This window comes from Tengunoibacter tsumagoiensis (assembly GCF_003967535.1).
Taxonomy (GTDB): domain Bacteria; phylum Chloroflexota; class Ktedonobacteria; order Ktedonobacterales; family Ktedonobacteraceae; genus Tengunoibacter; species Tengunoibacter tsumagoiensis.
The window spans coordinates 1,502,287-1,521,398 of sequence record NZ_BIFR01000002.1 but is presented as its reverse complement, the minus strand read 5'-3'; the positions used below and the strand labels follow the sequence as shown (position 1 = coordinate 1,521,398).

At 49.3% G+C, this 19,112-nt stretch carries 16 protein-coding genes and 1 pseudogene; 16 read left to right on the top strand and 1 reads right to left on the bottom strand.

Annotated elements, in window-relative coordinates:
* Window positions 1-203: 203 nt before the first annotated feature.
* The 4 genes from EL628_RS26645 (at window position 204) to EL628_RS26635 (ending at window position 2,317) form a co-directional block, all read left to right on the top strand.
* The gene (locus tag EL628_RS26645; protein ID WP_126583017.1) at window positions 204-629 is read left to right on the top strand and encodes a nitroreductase family deazaflavin-dependent oxidoreductase; all 426 of its coding nucleotides are present in this window, start codon (window positions 204-206) and stop codon (window positions 627-629) included.
* A gap of 193 nt (window positions 630-822) precedes the next feature.
* Window positions 823-1,521 (top strand): TMEM175 family protein, encoded by a 699-nt coding sequence (locus EL628_RS26640; RefSeq protein ID WP_126583016.1) that lies wholly within the window; start codon window positions 823-825, stop codon window positions 1,519-1,521.
* Window positions 1,522-1,641: 120 nt separating this feature from the next.
* Window positions 1,642-1,965 (top strand): hypothetical protein, encoded by a 324-nt coding sequence (locus tag EL628_RS30015; RefSeq protein ID WP_161975792.1) that lies wholly within the window; start codon window positions 1,642-1,644, stop codon window positions 1,963-1,965.
* Entirely contained in the window at window positions 1,883-2,317 is a 435-nt protein-coding gene (locus EL628_RS26635) for an SRPBCC family protein (RefSeq protein ID WP_126583015.1), read from the top strand. The genes EL628_RS30015 and EL628_RS26635 overlap by 83 nt, the downstream gene beginning before the upstream one ends.
* A 14-nt stretch (window positions 2,318-2,331) precedes the next feature.
* Here EL628_RS26635 and EL628_RS26630 read toward each other — a convergent pair whose 3' ends face one another.
* Entirely contained in the window at window positions 2,332-2,529 is a 198-nt protein-coding gene (locus tag EL628_RS26630; protein WP_126583014.1) for a hypothetical protein, read from the bottom strand.
* Window positions 2,530-3,047: 518 nt separating this feature from the next.
* Between EL628_RS26630 and EL628_RS26625 the strand changes: the two genes are divergently transcribed.
* From EL628_RS26625 to EL628_RS26570, 12 genes and pseudogenes are all read left to right on the top strand, one after another.
* Entirely contained in the window at window positions 3,048-4,898 is a 1,851-nt protein-coding gene (locus EL628_RS26625) for an ABC transporter ATP-binding protein (protein WP_126583013.1), read from the top strand.
* A complete protein-coding gene (locus EL628_RS26620) occupies window positions 4,895-6,676 on the top strand; it encodes an ATP-binding cassette domain-containing protein (protein WP_126583012.1) in 1,782 nt (593 codons plus the stop codon). Before EL628_RS26625 ends, EL628_RS26620 begins: the two co-directional genes overlap by 4 nt.
* A gap of 616 nt (window positions 6,677-7,292) precedes the next feature.
* Window positions 7,293-8,558: an RNA-guided endonuclease IscB gene (iscB, locus tag EL628_RS26615; RefSeq protein WP_126583011.1), complete on the top strand. Its 1,266-nt coding sequence runs from the start codon at window positions 7,293-7,295 to the stop codon at window positions 8,556-8,558.
* Window positions 8,507-8,901, top strand: a pseudogene (gene tnpA, locus EL628_RS26610) (IS200/IS605 family transposase). The gene iscB and the pseudogene tnpA overlap by 52 nt, the downstream one beginning before the upstream one ends.
* Before the next feature lie 502 nt (window positions 8,902-9,403).
* Window positions 9,404-9,802 carry a hypothetical protein gene (locus EL628_RS26605; protein ID WP_126583010.1) on the top strand — a complete coding sequence of 133 codons (399 nt, stop codon included), beginning with the start codon at window positions 9,404-9,406 and terminating at the stop codon, window positions 9,800-9,802.
* Window positions 9,803-10,029: 227 nt separating this feature from the next.
* On the top strand, window positions 10,030-10,959 hold the full coding sequence (locus EL628_RS26600) for an RIO1 family regulatory kinase/ATPase domain-containing protein (protein WP_126583009.1): 930 nt from the start codon (window positions 10,030-10,032) through the stop codon (window positions 10,957-10,959).
* 319 nt (window positions 10,960-11,278) lie between these two features.
* Entirely contained in the window at window positions 11,279-12,154 is an 876-nt protein-coding gene (locus EL628_RS26595; RefSeq protein ID WP_126583008.1) for a hypothetical protein, read from the top strand.
* Between the two features lie 33 nt (window positions 12,155-12,187).
* A complete protein-coding gene (locus EL628_RS26590; protein WP_126583007.1) occupies window positions 12,188-12,865 on the top strand; it encodes a hypothetical protein in 678 nt (225 codons plus the stop codon).
* Entirely contained in the window at window positions 12,823-13,065 is a 243-nt protein-coding gene (locus EL628_RS26585; protein WP_126583006.1) for a hypothetical protein, read from the top strand. Before EL628_RS26590 ends, EL628_RS26585 begins: the two co-directional genes overlap by 43 nt.
* Before the next feature lie 78 nt (window positions 13,066-13,143).
* Window positions 13,144-13,533, top strand: a complete 390-nt coding sequence (locus EL628_RS26580) for a VOC family protein (protein ID WP_126583005.1) — start codon at window positions 13,144-13,146, stop codon at window positions 13,531-13,533.
* Window positions 13,534-13,541: 8 nt separating this feature from the next.
* Window positions 13,542-15,764 carry an ATP-binding cassette domain-containing protein gene (locus EL628_RS26575; RefSeq protein ID WP_126583004.1) on the top strand — a complete coding sequence of 741 codons (2,223 nt, stop codon included), beginning with the start codon at window positions 13,542-13,544 and terminating at the stop codon, window positions 15,762-15,764.
* 188 nt (window positions 15,765-15,952) lie between these two features.
* Window positions 15,953-19,108 (top strand): winged helix-turn-helix domain-containing protein, encoded by a 3,156-nt coding sequence (locus tag EL628_RS26570; protein ID WP_126583003.1) that lies wholly within the window; start codon window positions 15,953-15,955, stop codon window positions 19,106-19,108.
* The last annotated feature ends 4 nt before the right edge of the window (window positions 19,109-19,112 follow it).

Here is a 19,112-nt window from a genome sequence, read left to right as displayed (position 1 = left end):
AAAGTGGCCATACCATTTAACGGTAAATGCCACGTAAGCTGCCACCAGGGATAGAGCAAAAAAACGTTGCATCTAGTAAGTGCCTGGGCCATGGAAAATCGCCTGGTGTTGGCACCCCCTGCTGTGTGTGCGACAATATCAATAGATTGTGTTATGCCAATACGTTCTGTCATACAGTAAGAATGTTTCCACAAGGAGGATATATGACTGAGGTGCAAGAAGTTCATGAATGGAATCGCCAGATTATCGAAAAATTCCGTGCCACTGGCGGTAATGTTGGCGGTCAATTTGCGAACATGCCTTTACTGCTCCTGACAACGGCAGGGGCTAAAAGTGGTCAACAGCGTACTCATCCCCTGGCATATCTGTCAGAGGGCGATCGTATCTACGTTTTCGCAGGAAACGGTGGTGCACCGACCAATCCGGCCTGGTATCATAATCTGCTTGCGCATCCCGAGGTGACGGTCGAGGTTGGGGCAGAGAAATTCACGGCCAGAGCAATTGTTGTCACTGATACGGAGGCTGAACGCCTCTTAGATGTTCAGGTACAAAAGAGGCCGGAGCTCGCTGATCTTCGGACGAAGATTACACGCAAGATTCCGGCCATCTTACTGGAGCGCAAAGAGTAACACTTGCTTTTTGCTCCCCAATTCTGTACTCTCATCCAGAGTGTTGGGGAGCAAAAAGCATATGTCACGCAAAGGCAATATTGACAAAAACAACGATAAAACTTTACTATAAAAGCTCAGGTTCTTCATAGAAGAACCACATTTACCCGCTAATTTTTAGCAAAAATGACTATTTCATATATGGAGTTGCTGAATGGGAACGAGCAAACAAGCTCCCTCCAAATGGTTGTTCGAGGAAAAGTCTCCTGGTTTTGAACGTCTCACGATGCTCTGTGATGGGATCTTTGCGATCGCCATGACCTTGCTCGTCCTGGATATCAAACTGCCGGATGGGGTAAATTTCACTCAGGGAATGAATGGTCTGCTCTCAAAGAGCCTCTTCTATCTGCTCACATTTATCATTGTCGCCAACTACTGGATACAACATCGCCAATTAACAATCTTTATTAAGCGCCAGGATCAAACATTCACCCTGCTCACATTTGTATTTCTGGCCTTTGTGGTCTTCTTTCCGGTCTCATTTAATGTACTTGTCAGCAATAACGATAACAGTGCTGCCGTTGTGGTTTTCTACACACTGGTTCTGGCTGGCTGCGGCCTTTCATCGTTTTTCCTCTGGTTCTATGCCACCTGGAAGCATAGGCTGGTGGATGTCGATCTCGGCCAGGAGGTGATCAAGTCCCGCCTGCTCGGTCTACTGATCGGCCCCCTCTACTTTTGTCTTTCCCTCTTCTTGCTACTCATCCCCGGAATCAGGAGTAACGACGTGTTTTATAGCTGGTTACTCCTGCCTATGGCAATCAGAGCCATATATCTCATCAGAGAGCGCGGTACAAAAAACAGCCTACCATCATTCAGCCGGAAACGGGCGAAGATGGCAAGCTACCGCTGACGAGCAAGTAGACCGTCAATCATCCGGACAATACTTCATCTGTGCTCCTGTCCATAAAGTAGTGCTGCTATAGAGTTTTAAATCTTAACAGCCACTACTTTATGGACAGGAGCACAATATATGAGCACACACGAAGGATCGGCCCGGCCGCTACAGCAGACCAGACTACTAGCGAAACGCAAGGCGATCTTCTTTCTCACGATTGTATCGTTTCTAAACACGATGGGATTGATCGCAAAGGCTTCAATTGGGACCAATATTGATATTGTCCGCTATTCCTGGTATGCTTCTCTTGAAGCACTGGCATATTGGTCCCCACACTGTTACGCGAGGGCCAAAATGAAGAAGATAGAGAAAAATCATGAACACAAATATATCACGTATTACCATCAACGCACCCGCAGCGCAAGTCTGGAACGCGATCACCCAACCGGAACTGGTTAAGCAATGGCAATATGGGACAGACCTGATTACCAGCTGGCAAGCAGGCAGCCCAATCATATTTCGCAATGAATGGGAAGGCAAGATCTTCGAGCAGAAAGGCACCGTCTTTGAGTTCGTGCCATACAGCCTGGTACGCTACACGCTCTTCGCGCCTCGTCCAGACCTGGAGGATGCGCCTGAGAACTACTTGACGATGATCTATCAGCTACAGGAAACGAACGGACAGACCACGCTCAGCATTATCCAGAACGATCCCCGGCCTCGACTAGAGCCAGCCACCAGTGAATCCGAAAGCACCGATGAGAGCGAGAACAGCGTCTTGACGGCCCTGAAGCAGCTCGTTGAAGGGTAAATTCTATAAAATACCTACCCAACCTGGTCTTGTGATGACGCAGGCAGGCTGACAAGCCACTGCTGCGTCTCATGAGGCGTGCGAAAACGCAGAAAATGCAGGTGCGCATACTGAGGATCGGAGAGTGCGGCGCAGTAGAACTGGCGTAGCGGATTATAGGTCTTAAGCGACCAGAGGATAATCGAGTTGCGCTTCAATAGTGTACCTTGCAACGACTCACGGTTACCATTCCATAACTCCTCGCGCGTTAAGCCCGTTTTAAAGCTCTGCTGTATAGATATTCTCTACAGGCTGCCTGAAAATTTAGATGCGATTGTCCTGCTTTTAACGCGTATATGCTTGACTTTAGAGAAAACGTTTGCTACTATCCCTTTAGAACTTGAAACCTTCAAACTATCTCTGATTCTGATGAAAGGCAAAGCTCTCTATGGCTACCCGTTTCCAAACGGCAAAAGGGATTGCGCGCATCCGCTATTGCAACGCTCCTGCATTGGCCCAGAGCCTCACTATGCCTTTTTTCAGGAGCCCCCTATAAACTGAACAAAGTCAATGAAGAGGCCGTGGGCTAAACTGCTCACGGCCTTTTTGTTCTGTTCAACACAGGTCGTGAAGCGCGCAAGATTGGCTGCGCGGTCGGTGGCCTGTGACCATTGCCTCGCCCTTTCTTGCACGCCGAGTGAACCATTTCAGATGTTCTCGTTTTCTTCCACTCAAGAAAGGGATTCGAGTCATGCATGTACGCAAAAAGGAAAAACGTCCCGATAAATCGTTTGCTCGCCAGATCGGAAAAGATTACCTTTCTCTTCTGCATACCTATCTCAAGCCACAGTGGCGCTCTGCCCTGCTCATGAGTCTTCTGCTGCTCATCAGCATTGGATTGCAAATGGTGAATCCACAATTATTGCAGATGTTTATTGACGCGGCATTACAAGGATCGGCAAAGAGCACGCTAGTAACGTTTGGGGTACTCTTTGTGGTCATTGCGCTTGGAACGCAGGGCTTATCAACCCTGGCAATATATCTGAGCGAGAATGTGGCCTGGACCGCGACGAATCGTTTGCGCGAGGACCTGGTTGCGCACTGCCTGTCACTGGACATGGCCTTCCACAAGGACCATACACCAGGAGAGCTTATCCAGCGTGTTGATAGTGACGTCGATGCACTTGCAAGTTTCTTCTCACAAGCCATCATCCAACTCGTAGGAAACCTCCTCCTGATGATTGGGATGGTACTTGTCCTCTTCTCGAAAGATTGGCGTTTGGGTTTGATGATGCTGGCCTTTATCATCCTGGCTTTTGTCTTCGTGACAGTGGTGAATGCGTTTGGCCTGCCCCGCTGGCTGGCTTTTTACGCGAAGAATGCTGAATTCTTTGGTCAGCTCGGCGAGTACCTGGAGGGTACCGAGGAAATTCGCGGAAACGGCGCCGCCCCCTTTGTGATGCACCGCTTCTATCTGTTTTTGCGTCAGTGGATTGCTGTGAGTCAACGTGGCATTGTGGCCGTTGGCTTATGGTTTGCTGGGACCATGACCATTTTTTCCTTGGGGAATATGATGGCGCTGGTCGCCGGTTCCTGGCTCCTGGGTGCGCACGTGATCTCCTACGGCACAGTCCTGATGACCTTTTATTACACGAATCTGATCATGGTTCCAATCGGACAAGTTCGCGATCAGTTGCAAGAACTGCAAGGAGCAGGTGTAGCCATCCAACGTATCCAGCTCTTACTCAAGACACATTCACTTAGGCGCGATGATGATCAGGTACGGACTCTTCAGCCTGTCGGAGGCACCACTCTCCCAGTGCCAGGGTCACACCAGCATCATGAACCCCTTCTAGCAGGAGCGCTTGATGTTGCATTCGAGCGTGTTACCTTTGGCTACAACGAGGATGAGCCAGTTTTGCGGGATCTGAGTTTCCATCTGCCCTCCGGCAAGATTCTAGGGGTATTGGGCCGTACAGGCAGCGGAAAAACGACACTGGCTCGCCTTTTACTGCGTTTCTATGAGATACAATCCGGCTCGATATGCCTGAATGGTGTCCCTCTCCAGAAGATCGGGGTGGATCAAGTGCGGCAGCGTATCGCAATGGTGACACAGGATGTGCAGCTTTTTCAGGGCAGTGTACGTGACAACCTGACCTTCTTCAAACGCCATGTTTCTGACGAACACATCATCGCGGTGCTCAATGAATTGGGTCTGGGACGCTGGTTACAGGCCCTTCCGGATGGGTTAGAAAGTGAGCTGGGAGGTGATGGTACTGGCATCTCTGCTGGTGAAGCGCAGTTACTCGCCTTTGCACGCGTTTTTCTCGAACATTCTGATCTGGTGCTGCTGGATGAAGCCTCATCGCGTCTCGATCCTGCCACTGAACAAGTCATCGAACGCGCGCTAGAACGACTACTACAAGGGAGAACCAGTATTATTATCGCGCATCGCTTAGCCACCGTGCAGCGTGCCGACTACATTCTGATCTTGCGCGATGGACAGGTACTTGAATTCGGTCCACGTGCAGAATTGCAGGCCAACCCGGATTCGCATTTTTCGCATTTGCTGGCTCATAACCTTCAGGAGGTCCATTCATGAAAACGGCTCATGCCATGTGGCGACTCATCTGTTACCGCCCACTCCTCTACACTGCGGTAACGTTCCTTTATATATGCAATATCCTTCAGCCGCTCCTGATGGGTGTGCTCTTTCAACAGTACTTTAACGAGCTCGCACAGAGCCAACGCCTCACCTCCGAACTCTGGCAGCTCAATTGGCTCGCATTAGCACTGATCCTGGGGCGCGGCCTCTGCTCTTTTATTGGCACCCTCCTGAGCAACATCTCGCGCTTTTCGATTACCCAATTAATGCGTCGCAATCTGCTGCAAAGCGTGTTAGAGCGACCGGGCGCGTCCGCCTTCCCTCATACAATTGGAGAAGCGCTCAACCGTTTTCGCTCAGACGTGGAGCAGCTTGATCGGGCCGTAGATCTGTGTATCGATTCGCTCGGAAAGACACTGTTTGCATTGTTTGCGCTGATCATTTTGCTGAAAGTGAGCGTGATGGTTACGCTGCTCATTTTCCTGCCACTCGCAGGGGTGGTAGCTACCACGCAGGCGATGTATGCGCGCTTGCAGCGTTATCGCCAGGCCAGTCGTCAGGCGAGCGGAAAGGTTTCGAGCGCCCTGGGCGAGATTTTTGGCACGGTCCAGGCCATTCAGCTTGCCAGGGCTGAACAGGCGGTTCTGGGTCATTTCCGCACGCTGAATGAGCGGAGACGCGCAGCTATGCTCAAGGATCATCTGGTTGAGCAGATAGTGAACTCGACGACTGGTAATATTGTGAATCTGGGAACTGGCTTTGTATTGATGATGATTGCACAATCGTCGGGCACTTTCCAGCTTGGCCCTGGCAACCTGGCCCTCTTTCTCTTCTATCTGCCCTTTGTGGCTGATTTTACACAATTTACTGGTACATTCATGGCTCATATGGTGCAGACGAGAATCTCCCACCAGCGGTTACTCGCCTTCCCACAGGAGACAACGGGTGAAAAGCTTGTCGAGCATCATCCGCTCTATCTCTCCGGCTCGCTCCCAGAACTGGGTGTGATAGAGGCGCGCTCTGCTGATGCTCTCTGGGAATTGAACGCGGTAAACCTGACCTATCACTATCCTGAGAGTGGGCGTGGCATCGATGGAATCAATCTATGTGTGCGGCGCGGGTCGATCACGGTGATTACCGGGCGCGTAGCTTCTGGTAAAACGACGTTTCTGCGCGTGCTGCTAGGGCTGCTGCCGTGTGAGGCTGGAGAGATATCCTGGAACGGGCAAAAAGTGCACGATCCGGCAAGTTTCTTTGTCCCACCACGCAGCGCCTACACCGCCCAGACCCCCCGACTCTTCAGTGCGACGCTTCAAGAGAATATCCTGTTGGGGCAGCCAGAGACCAGGGAGAAACTCCAGGCTGTCGTGCACGTAGCAGTCATGGAACAGGATGTAGAGATGTTAGAGCACGGCCTGGAAACCACCGTAGGGGTGCGCGGTGTCAAGCTCTCCGGTGGTCAGGTTCAGCGAGCCGCCGCGGCTCGCATGTTCGCGCGCCCCGCCGAGTTGCTGGTCTTTGACGATCTCTCCAGCGCCCTGGATGTCACTACTGAGCAACAGCTCTGGGAACGGCTCCTGGCCCGGCAGAGCGAGGAATATCGCCCTACCTGCCTGCTCGTGTCGCATCGCCACCCCATCCTCAAGCGTGCTGACCACATTCTCGTCCTTCATGAGGGGCGCATCGAAGCAAGCGGCACTGCTTCCGAGCTTCTCCTCACTTCTCCTGAGTTTCGCGCCATCTGGTCGAGCGAAAGAGAAGATACTTCTGTCTAATACAAAAGAGACAGGCTGTTGGCGTCTGCTCTCAGTAAAGCTCCCCTTTGCTGAGAGCCCCGCCAGTATTGCCAAGTATACCCTCGCAACCTGGGCCGTAACCCCTACAAAGTCGTCAAAGCTTACGTGAAATAGTCCAGCACCTCTCCAGGAAAAGGTAAATGACATCCGAAGTGAGCAGATTTTCTCACCAAAAGTGAGACAGATCCTCCACCTGAGCATTTGTCCTCCAATGTGAGCAGCTCCACTGCCTGACAGAGAATGCACCTTAATTGAAATATCCAGGATAGATGCTTATAATGAATATCATGTTTACTCTAGAACAAGTGAACTACCACGAGGCTGAAGACCTCGTGGCTTCTTTGGAAGCCTGAGTTCACCAGACTGGTTTCCAGAAATGGGAACAGCGTTCGAGAGGTCATGACACCTGCGGTTGACGCATCAGACCGCTGCTCTGTCGCCTGGGTTTAAGTAGGACTGAGGAAAGGTCCGGTGATCCAGGCTCAACAAGCCTTTTGAACTTTGTCGAGATGACGTCGGATTCTTTTCGTGGTCACAGCGAAGAGATACGCACCACCCGGCGCTTGCCGGAGCATTTTTCCGAAAGGAATTCTTTATGAACGTTGTCTATGTGCTTTCACCAGATAGGGAACCGCTCATGCCCTGTAGCTGTGCGATTGCTCGTTTACTACTCAAGGATGGAAAAGCAAAGGTGGTGCGTCGGACTCCTTTTACCATCAAACTCTACGCACAACCAGAGGATGCCCACATGCAACCGTTAACGCTTGGCGTCGATACCGGTAGTGCGACGATAGGCTCAGCCGTTTCTGATGAGTGTGGAAATGTTCTGTATCTCTCAGAAGTAGAAATCCGCAATGATATTGCCAAAACGATGAAGGAACGAGCGACCTCTCGTCGAAATCGTCGCAATCGAAAAACGAGATATCGTCTTGCTCGCTGGTTGAACCGAAAGAACTCGATCAAAACGGGGCGTTTCTCGCCGACCATGAGAAGCAAGATCGAGGCACATCTGCGAGAAATACGCTTTGTGAAGTCATTGCTACCTATTACCTCCGTTGTGGTGGAAACAGGGACTTTCGATCCACATGCCCTCAAAAATCCTGACGTGCTTCAAAACAAAAAACTGTACCAAAAAGGGATTAACTACGGGTATGCGAATACAAAAGCCTATGTACTCACGCGAGACGGCTACGCCTGCCAGCACTGTCAAGGCAAATCAAAGGACAACCGATTGGAGGTGCATCATATCATTTTCCGGCGTGAACAGGGAAGCGATGAGGAAACCAATTTGTTAACCTTGTGCAAAACTTGCCATGATGGACTCCATGCCGGAACCATCACGCTCAAGCGCACCGGCAAGCGCAAAGGGAATTTGCTTCATGCGACTCAGATGAATAGCATTCGCGTGCAATTGTTCAAGTGTATAGAGGCAGAAGAAACGTTTGGATTCATCACGAAGGAACATCGTCTGCTCGCAGGACTGCCCAAAGAACATGTCTTTGATGCAACAATGATTGCGACACGAGGGATCACCCCCATCTTTCGCACGAGCATGGTGCTTTCCAAGCGTTGTGTGGCTGATGGTGATTATCAGCAAACGAAGGGAGTTCGCAGTGAGCAGCGGATCAATACCGGCAAGATCAGAGGATTTCGGAAGTTCGACAAAGTGCATTACGAAGGTCAGGACTACTTTATTAAGGGAAGAATGTCCACCGGTTATGCCATCTTGATGGATGTTTCTGGCAACAAAGTAGATTTAAAACCCATTCCGAAGTTTGACAAGATGAAGAGAGTGAGTGCTCGTTCCTCATGGATTATGACACACAAAACCATGGCAAGTTTCTCATCCTCTACCACCTGATTTTCGTTTGCAAATACAGGAAAAAGCTTTTGACACTCTATGGGGATGAGGCAAAAGGGATATTCGAGAGCATTGCTACACACTCAGATTTTTCTTTTGAGACGATGGAGGTTGATCAGGACCATATTCACTCTCTGGTGAAAAGCGGGCCAAGAATATCTCCACTGGCGATTGTGCGCAGGTTAAAACAAGAATCGACGGTTCAGCTTTGGCTCAGGCATGAACGTGAATTGAGCAGACATTTTGGAAAGAACGAACATTTTGGAGTGATGGATATTTTTGCTGCACTATTGGGAATGCTAGTGAGGAGGCAATTCGCCACTACATTGAGAGTCAAGGGTGAGAAGCGGCAATTCATCCACGAAGCTGAAGACTTCGCGGTTTTCTCGCCGCACTTGTATAAATGAACTCCACGATCACCTTGGCAATGCGGAAACGCTCAATCTCTACTTACAGGCACTGAATGCTATTGGAGTAGAATGAGATTTCTTGACAAAAAGCAAGAAATATAGTAAAGTCTATAGTAGATTGTTGTCCTCTAAGAGAAAGGATACTGCCTATCGAGAAACCTTCACGTTTTCGTTTCACTGCTCTCTCTATGTTTCATGCGGAAACCACCCATTCATTTTTGAAGGATCATGCTATTTTTTTGGCGAGCGTTCGGACGCTCTGGTTTCCCAAGAGGCACTCAGTGGTCGATTCGTTGAAGGTTGCTCATAATCAGTATCAAGGTTCACTGCCCTCTTCAGCACCACAAGTTGCGCTCTCCTCTTCTTCTTCTTTGTAGAGCCGTGAAGCGATTTTTCCCGTGAAGGTTAGTCACTTTTTACGAAGGAGAATGCTTTATGTCTTTACCTCATACCTCATCTGCTCTGGCATTCGTAGAGGATGCCCACAATCAAGGTGCTCTGGTATGTCTGCTTGGAGAAACACAGGTGCAGCCAGCACACTATGACCTTCAGCTCCAGAATGGTGGAGTTGTCATTTGCGTCGACAATATCGTCGTTTTAGAGCGTTCGCGTACTCCCTGGGCGATCACCTGGCGCGTCGGGATAAGTGGTACTGTGCGCGCCTGCGATGGTCAACTCGTTACACTTGCAATCGGTCATCGTGAGATGACATTGCCATTGACAGAGAGCAGATCATATCATTTTAATGAAAGATGGGAGAGTAGAAGTTCAAGGGCCATTAGAAACTTTACTCGCAACTTCAGGGGAAATGCGTCGGCTATGGTATGGAAATAGAGAGACACCGGTGCAAACTGAATTGGCAAAAGATCTTTTTTTACAAAAGCCGCAATAGTGGTACAGCTACATTAAATGGTGAAGATCTCAGAAAAATGACAAAAATGGGGCTCAAATGTCTCCACCATTACCATTTAATGTGGCTGTACCATAGAGATGCAGTTGGAAGTAAAAATCAAAAAAACTAAAATATGCACTCTTAACACTACTATCCAAAAGGAGTAGCTATGGCAAACAATTACGAAGATGATGATATAGATTCAATAGTCCCAATTCGTACAAAAATCATCAACAGATCAAAGATTAAGCGGCCTAAATCTCCTAAAAATACAGGGAAAAGTTCTAATGTTCAATATTGGCTGCGAGAGCAATCATTGAAAAAGGGAGATGGAGCGAAACCTCCCTTTAGCCCAACACTTCCGATCTCTCAGCAAGATGCCCCCTGGATACTCTCTTCACTTACCTATTTCTATGAGTCTGACCTGATTTCAGATGTGATAAGCCTGGTGAAAAGTGGCAAAGAAGCAACAGTATACTGTTGCTTGAACGAGTATTCAGAGGACACTAGTTATGTTGCTGCAAAAATCTATCGCCCAAGTATCTTTTATAATTTAAAAAGTACAATGCAGTATAGACAAAATAGAGGAAATTCAAATGTACGTAATACACATGATGAGAGAAAAAGAGGAGATTCGGAAGCTCTATCTTTAGTACAAGAGTGGGTAAATTATGAATTTAAAACTCAAGAGCTTTTATATAATGTTGGTGCTGATGTACCAAAACCAATTGCTCAGACGGGAAACGCTCTACTGATGGAGTATATTGCAGATGGGGATGAAGGGGCACCATTATTGCAACATGTGAAGTTGGAAGAGAACGAAGCTCTTAAGCTTTTTAATCGTATTATGAACAATATTGAGTTATTTTTGGCTCATAAACGGATCCACGGAGACTTGTCTGCATATAATATTTTGTATAGGCAAGGAGCTGTGAAAATAATTGATTTTTCTCAGACAACAGAGTTAAAAAGTAATTTTCGTTTATTCCCACTCTTACTACGTGATATCGAGAGAGTATGTCAATATTTCGCGCGCTACAATATTCAAACAAATGCTCGAGATATTGCTCATACCTTTTGGGATCGTTATAGTGTTTAGAAACATCACAGGAAGGAGGTTCGCCTATGTTTTCTGGCCAAGTATTTCTATCTCGTCAACTAGCACATGTCCATCTTGTTTCTGACTGTGGATCTGCTGGCATCGGATGATTGGCTCAGGAGTCATCAGGTTGAGGTGATGGAAATGGATTATACAGGAGTCTCCTGACGACCAGTATTTAATCTCCTGGAAGGTGTGTGGCAACTTATTCTGCTGAATGTACAGTAATTGATCCACCGTTTAATAGTAACAGAGTGACTATCATGTATCAGCCAGATAAAAATTGTACAGCGTAGTAAATATAATTTGGAGACAAAAGATGTCCATATATGATACCAGTGATTGGGACTTTTTTTGTTGTTTTCCTAAGGGGAAGCATACTGCAGAGGCTAGTAACGAACTATTAAAGAAGCTAAAGCGCCTATGGGCTTACGGTCTTCATTTTTATGCATTTAAGCTGTCGCAAGAGAACTGGCCTGCAACCTGGGAAGAACAATTACTATCTACGGGAAAAATCATAACAGCAAAAAGCCCAGGCTTGAGTGGAAGCTTTTCCTGGTGTATTGAGCACCTGTTGGAGTCGAATGGTGGCCTTATCGGGATGTCATATGGAGTAGCGTTCATTGATTTGGATCCATATTTTCTACTCAGCAATCCATATTTGGACTGGATGCATATAGGAGTCCGTGGTATTGATGCTGCTGCTAAAAGAGATAAAATCAATGGTGATAACTATCTTGCAGTTCAGCAGTCGTTTGTTTCTTGTTGTAAGCTAGTCTGCGAAATCTTTGAACCTCTTTTTGGCTTTGGCAATAAGAATGCATATCTTGAGAATGACATTAGTCAATTCCGTCTGTTACGCAATGAAGGGCAGGAACTGCTTCAAGGAACGTTACCACCCATTGATGAGTGGTTTTATGAGCCGCCTTTACGTTATGTGGCTCCCTCGCTTGTGACATCAGAGCTCACAATGAGTTACCTGTCACATCAACATTGGCAAGTTGAGCGCTTGAGCACCAATGGTCTCTTTGTTACCCCCACCTACCCAGAATATACCTATAGTGGGTATAGTGCGCTACATTATCTTGCCAAAGGCAAGACAGATGTGCGGGCTGCGCGGCGAGCTCTTGAGATTTTCGAGACAATTGGTGATAAAGAAAATGTGCGTAGAGCGGATAGTCTCATACCTGAGTAACTGCTTTGAGCGGTGAAGGAAGGTTGCACCAAAATGTCTTTATCCGATGCAAGTGATTGGATTTTTGAATGCTGCTTACCCAGGCGAGAAAGAGACGGCACATGGCTACTGAGTCATTTACAGCGTCTCTGGTCGTATGGCTTGAGCTTTCATGATGTTAAAGACGCTCAAACTGCCCCTTTATCCTGGGAAGAGCAACTGCTCACTTCTGGTACTGTCACCTTACTTTTAGGAGAGGATTTTCATGGAACATTTCGTGTAGCAGCCGAACAACTCATGCTGGCACAGCGTGGAGCTTTGTTGGTTGATAACGGAGTGAGCCTGCTTTACTTTCAGATAAATCGGCGGAATCCGCACCTTGATTGGGTGCGTTTAACGGTTGATGGTCTGAATGTAGCTGCTGCGAGAGACGATGAGGAAGCAGTCTCCTACATGGAGGTCTATCAAGCGTTTGTCTATTGGAGTAAGTTGCTCTGTGAGACCTTTGAGCCGCTGTTTGGCTTTGGTTATCGCGCTGGTAGTCTGGCAGATGAGCTAGCGTGGGAAAAATGCGTCTATGAAGGGCGAAGTGAAGACTTTCGCCAGACGCACCTTCCTGCCATTGATAGTTGGTTTTCGCATCCCCTCTGCGGTACTTTGCACCAGAGCTTGTACATGCAGAGCTGCTCGTGGAACTCCTCTCGCATCAGTTCTGGCAGATTGAACGTTTAGCAACTGAAGGTCTTTTTGGTACGACCACGCGACCTGAATATACTTATTCAGTCTATCATGGATTAGCTTATCTTCAAAAAGCGGAGGAAGCGAGCCGCTATGCACACAGAGCGTATGAGATTTTTACAGCGGTTGGTGATAAGGATCATGCTCGTCGGGCTGAACGGCTCCTGCCTGAGCGATTGAGGGGCGTGGATTGAATTTCCATATTTCTTTTATGGCACAGGAATAGTATTCTATATCTATCCTACAAAGAGCCTGTTGAAAAGAGGAAAACGATGAAAGGTCCAATCCAAAATCACTTGATGAGCGTCTTTATACATGTAACCGATATACAACGCTCCAGTCAGTGGTATAATGAACTCCTCAGCGTTGCCCCTGGAGGCCCCCTTACCCACGAAGGTACTATTTATGATGTCCCTATGGGTCGCGAACACAGTCCTTTTTTAACGCTGGATGCCAACATAACGCTCAATCAACCAGATGGCAGACACCCTCAATTGATGTTCGAAACAACTGATATTCAAGCTGCACATGATTTCCTGATGGCCAGAAATATCGAACGAATAGGTGCGATTGAAGATATTGGCTCAATGTATATCCTGGCCTTTAAAGATCCTGATGGGAATGTTTTGCTTGTTGGTCAAAAGAAAGATGAAAGAGAATAACTATCCATATGGTTCAAGAATATATAGAGATTCGGGGCGCGCGCGAGAATAATTTGAAAGATGTCTCGCTACGCTTGCCCAAGCGTAAGATCATTATTTTTACGGGCGTGTCGGGTTCGGGCAAGTCCTCGTTAGTCTTTGATACCATTGCTAACGAAGCCCAACGGCTCCTCTTTGAGAATTTTAGTATGTTTGTACGCAACTTCCTACCACGCTATCCCCAACCAGATGCCGATACGATTGAGAACTTGAGCATGGCTGTGATTGTTGATCAGAAGCGCCTGGGTGGTGGCTCTACTTCCACAGTGGGGACTGTAACAGACATTGCATCTGTGCTGCGACTGCTCTTTTCGCGCATTGGCAAACCGTATGTAGGTTCGGCCAATGCTTTTTCCTTCAACGATCCACAGGGTATGTGTCTGGAATGCAATGGCCTGGGTCGTAAGATCGGTATTACTCAGGAAGCGATGATTGATACCACCAGATCTCTGAATGAGGGAGCGGTCATTGCCCCGGGACTGGCCGGATGGGAGTGCGATCTCTATGCACAATCTGGCTTCTTTGACAACGACAAGAAGATAGCAGAGTATACCCCAGAGGAATTAGACCTGCTTCTCCACAGCGAACTACGCAAACATCCAGGCCTGGCATACAACACCTATGAGGGCCTGGTGCACAAATTCAATCGCAAGTTCGTTGCGCGAGATATCCAGACGCTCTCGCCTCGTATACGGCAAAAGGTCGAGCCCTTTTTGAAGCTTGGCCCCTGTCCACTTTGCAAGGGAGCCCGGCTCAATCAGGCCGCCTTAAGCTGCAAGATCAAAGGGTACACGATTGCAGATATGGTCACGATGGAGATTGGAGACCTTCTAGAGATAGTCAAGGGTATCGAAGAAGCGGAGGCGGCGCCAATCATTCGCACCTTGACCGAACGGCTGCAACATCTGGTAGAGATTGGTCTGGAGTATCTTAGCCTGGGTCGGGCCACCGATACCCTGTCTGGAGGAGAGTCGCAGCGTGTCAAAATGGTCAAACATCTGAACGGCAGCCTGGTAGATGTCATGTATATCTTTGACGAGCCGAGCGTTGGGCTTCACCCGCGCGATGTCCATCGCCTCAACGACCTGCTAGAAAAATTGCGTGACAAAGGGAACACAGTTCTTGTTGTAGAGCACGATCCTGATGTGATTAAGAAGGCCGATTACATCGTCGATATGGGACCATATGCCGGGACTGAAGGAGGGACGATTGTTTATGAAGGCGATTACGCTGGTCTGCTCCAGGCCGATACGCTGACGGGCAACCATTTGCTGAAGACCAGGCCGATGAAAGAGAGCGTTCGCCACGCAACCGGGTCTCTGCCAATCGTTCATGCCACAGTCAACAATTTGCAGGATGTCAGTGTGAATATTCCTACGGGTGTGCTGACAGTCATCACTGGCGTCGCTGGTTCAGGCAAAAGTTCGTTAATTCATAAAGCTTTCCTCAGTCAGCATCCGGAAGCAGTAGTGATTGATCAATCATCTCTGAGTACATCCAGTCGCTCCAATCCTGCAACCTATACGGGTATTATGGATGATGTACGCAAGGCTTTTGCAACAGCCAACAAAGCCGATGCAGGTCTATTTAGTTTTAATTCAAAAGGTGCCTGTCCTAACTGCCAGGGGCTGGGTGTCACTTATACTGACCTTGGTTTCCTGGAGGGCGTCAAGCTTCCTTGCGACGTATGCAGTGGCAAACGTTTTAAGGACGAGGTCCTGCTCTATACCTTAAACGGGAAATCTATTGCTGATGTCTTAAACATGACTATTTCTCAGGCACTGGCATTTTTGAAGATGAAAGAAGTACAGCCAAAGCTCCAGGCGTTGAGCGATGTGGGGCTGGATTATCTGACCCTTGGTCAGCCCCTCTCAACGCTCTCAGGTGGCGAGTGCCAGCGCATTAAACTTGCCAGCGAACTCCATAAGCGTGGCAGTATCTACGTCATGGATGAGCCCACTACTGGCTTGCATCTCTCGGACATTGGCCGCTTGCTCACCATCATGAACCGTCTGGTCGATGGTGGCAATACTGTTGTCGTCATCGAGCATCATCTCGATATCATTCGCAATGCCGACTGGATCATCGATATGGGACCCGAAGGTGGGCATAATGGAGGAACTATTCTCTTTGAAGGAACGCCTTCCGACTTGCGCAACGCCAAACAATCCCTGACCAGTCAGTATCTATAGAGCAGTCTGGCAAGCCGATCATACTTTTCTGATGTCAGACTAAAGATTCTCTCTGGTCAATTGTGCTCTGACGACTTCCAGATATGATCGGCTGTTTGTGGCAACTTTAAGGGACGTGCTATACTCATATACTCATCTATGTTGATGTTGGGGAGTTGGGGACGTCATTTGTTGTGGACAAGGAGCCTATGCCGAAATCACCTGCTTATACACTCATGTGGTCTAGCGAAGACCACATGTATGTTCTTCATACATCTGAACATCCACCGCTGTTGATCAAACCCGAAAATGAGGAGGGATGGCACGCCTGGCTGAGAGTTCATGCTTCGTTTTCATTTCAGGGGCAATCTGGTCATCTCAATGTGCTGAAAGAGTCCCGTTCGCGTGGGAGTGGCTACTGGTATGCCTACCACACAAACGCAGGTAGGACGCGCAAGCACTATCTCGGACGTAGTGAGGCCGTGACCTTCGCACATTTAGAGGAAGTAGCCAGGGATCTGCAGGAGATCAAGCACGATTCTTCACGACCATCTTCGCATACTGCCTTCTTGCCGAGCGAGCCTTTCAGGAAAGAGACGCCTTCCAGCACCGGGTCACCGGGTCGCAAGCTCGATGATTCCAGCCTCATGATGGTAACGACCAGACTCTCTCCGCCACAGTTACCTGCCACGCTTGTCGTGCGGGAACGGTTGCTTGCGGTGTTAGATGCTGCCCTCTCTCGCCCACTCACCTTGCTCTCGGCCTCCGCTGGTTGGGGAAAGACCACTCTGCTTGCGACATGGGCGTACAGGCACCCTCAATTAGTGCCTTGGCTCCCTTTAGAGGAGATGGACAATGATCCAACGCGCTTCTGGACTTCGCTGATTGAGGCTCTACGCCGATGCAGACCAGAGATCGGGGGACGCGCGCTCTCTCTGCTCCAGGCATCTGCTCCTCTCGCGACCAGTTTGACAGCCTTGCTCAATGAGCTGGCCAGCCAGCACGTAGCGACCTCACCTATCCTGCTGATTCTGGATGATTATCACGTCATCAACGAGCCCATGATTCACTCGTCCCTGACATTCTGGCTGGAGCATCTGCCACCACATGTGCATCTGCTGCTGCCCAGTCGCACCGATCCTGATCTTCCCCTGGCTCGCCTTCGTGTGCGTGGGCATCTGGGAGAGCTTCGCAATAGCGAGTTGCGCTTTACGAGAGAAGAAACGCAGGCTTTTCTCACTCAGCGCATGGGGCTCGCCCTCTCGGAGGCGGATATCGCGCTCCTACAAGCTCGCACCGAAGGCTGGATTGCTAGCCTGCAACTGGCGGCCCTGGTTCTCCAGAACCACGCTACCCCATCCATCTATGTGCAAACGCTGAGTGGAAGCCAGCGATTTGTGCTTGATTATCTGCGTGAAGAGATCCTTGCCAGCCTGCCAGCCGAACTGCAAACATTCTTGTTGCAGACAAGCTGGCTGAATCCGCTGAGTGCCTCACTCTGCGATGCTGTCAGAGAAAGAGAGGATAGTGCCCACCTTCTCGAACAGGTGGAACGAGCCAATCTGTTTCTTCACTCCCTTGATGAGCATCGGCAGTGGTATCGCTATCACTCCCTGTGGGCGCAGGCGATGCAGCACGAAGCTCGCCGCCGCCTGGGAACAGCCGCTGTGGGTGAGCTTTACGCTAAAGCGAGCCAGTGGTATGAACAGCAGCAATTGGTGCCGGAAGCGATTGAAGCTGCTCTCAGAGGTGAGCATTTTTCTCGTGCAATGATGTTGATGAAGCGCTTTGTAGCCCCTCATACCTTTCGTAATGAGTATTCCCTGGTCTGCTCGTGGTTGAAACGCACACCAGATGAGGTCCTACAAGTCCAACCGGAGCTCTGTTTCCAGTTTACACTGGCTTTAATGCTTACGACCGATCGGCGTTCATCTGATACCTGGACACGCTCCGAACAACTTCTCCAGTGGGCAGAGCAGGGCTTTGAGGCGAGTGAACAGCGGGAACGGCATGGGGATGCGTTGCAACTTCACGCCGTTCTCGCCTTTTTTCAAGAAGACCTGATGCATCTCTTTCTGTTGACTCATCAGGCCCAACCACTCCTGACAGAACACAGTCTCATGTATCCCAATAATCTTTTAATCAGGGGTCTCGAAGCCCTCCTCGCAGGTGAAGTACAGGTGGCCTGGGTGCACCTTCTTGAGGGGTATGAGCGGATCAAAAATCTTGGCGATCATGCTGGTGCCTTCGGGGCCGCCCTCTTTCTGGGTGAGGTCTGCCTGGAAAAAGGTGAGCTATATAGGGCATCGCACTATTTCCATCAAGCACTGGGCCACATTGAAGAAGATGAAAGTCTTGTTCGGCAGCAATTTCTTCTGGAAACAGGGGATACCGAGCCCTTCTTTGTCTCCTGGGCCTATCATTGTCTGGCGCGGCTTGCGTATGAACGCAATAAACTGGACGAGGCGTGGCAGTATCTATCCCAGGCACAGGCATTGAGAGAGAGGCCAGAGAAAGAAATCCATGTTCTGGCATCAGGTGCGCTCATTCAGGCTCGTCTGCTGCGTGCTTCTGGAGAGCCTGATCAGGCTCTCGATCTGCTCTTGAAATGGGAAAAGTATGCACGTTTCCCCGGTCCTTTGAGCACCATACGCATGTTTCGCTTAGAGCTGCAACTGGCTCAGGGAGATCTCGCCCCAGGAGAGCAATGGACTCAGACCAGAGAAGAGGTCCCGTTGCTCGCACAAGAACACACTCTGCCTCTCTTGCACCAGCAGGAAAAGGCGCTTCTCCTTGCACGTGTACACATAGCGCAAAAGCAAGGGATGGCAGCCTTGAAAACGCTCGCCCCCTGGAAAGAGAAAGCTCAAGCTCAGGGCCGCGCCCAGAGCGTCCTCCGTATGCAGATTCTGGAGGCTCTGGCTTATGTTGTCTGCCAGGAACACAGTCAGGCCAGATCTTCGCTTCTTCAAGCGTTACAAATGGCCCAACCAGAGCATTCCCAGCGCCTCTTCCTCGACGAAGGCCCAGTGATGGAATCCCTGCTCAGAACACTCTTGCCTGAGCTCTATGAGGCCTCCTTGCGCTCCTTTGTGCGAACCCTCCTGCGTGCATTTGTCGAGCGACCTGACGTTCGATCTGTTGCCTCTCCTCAAGAGGCTTCGCTCCCCCTGGAACCACTCAGCGATCAGGAGCAGCGCGTGCTGCGTCTGCTCGTCGCTGGACGCTCCAATCCAGAGATTGCGAATGTCCTGGTGATCTCGGTTAATACCGTCAAAACCCATGTCCAGAGCCTTTATCGCAAGCTGGGGGTTCGCAACCGTGTCGAGGCAAGTACGGTGGCGCGGCACTCCTCTTTGCTCTAGCTTT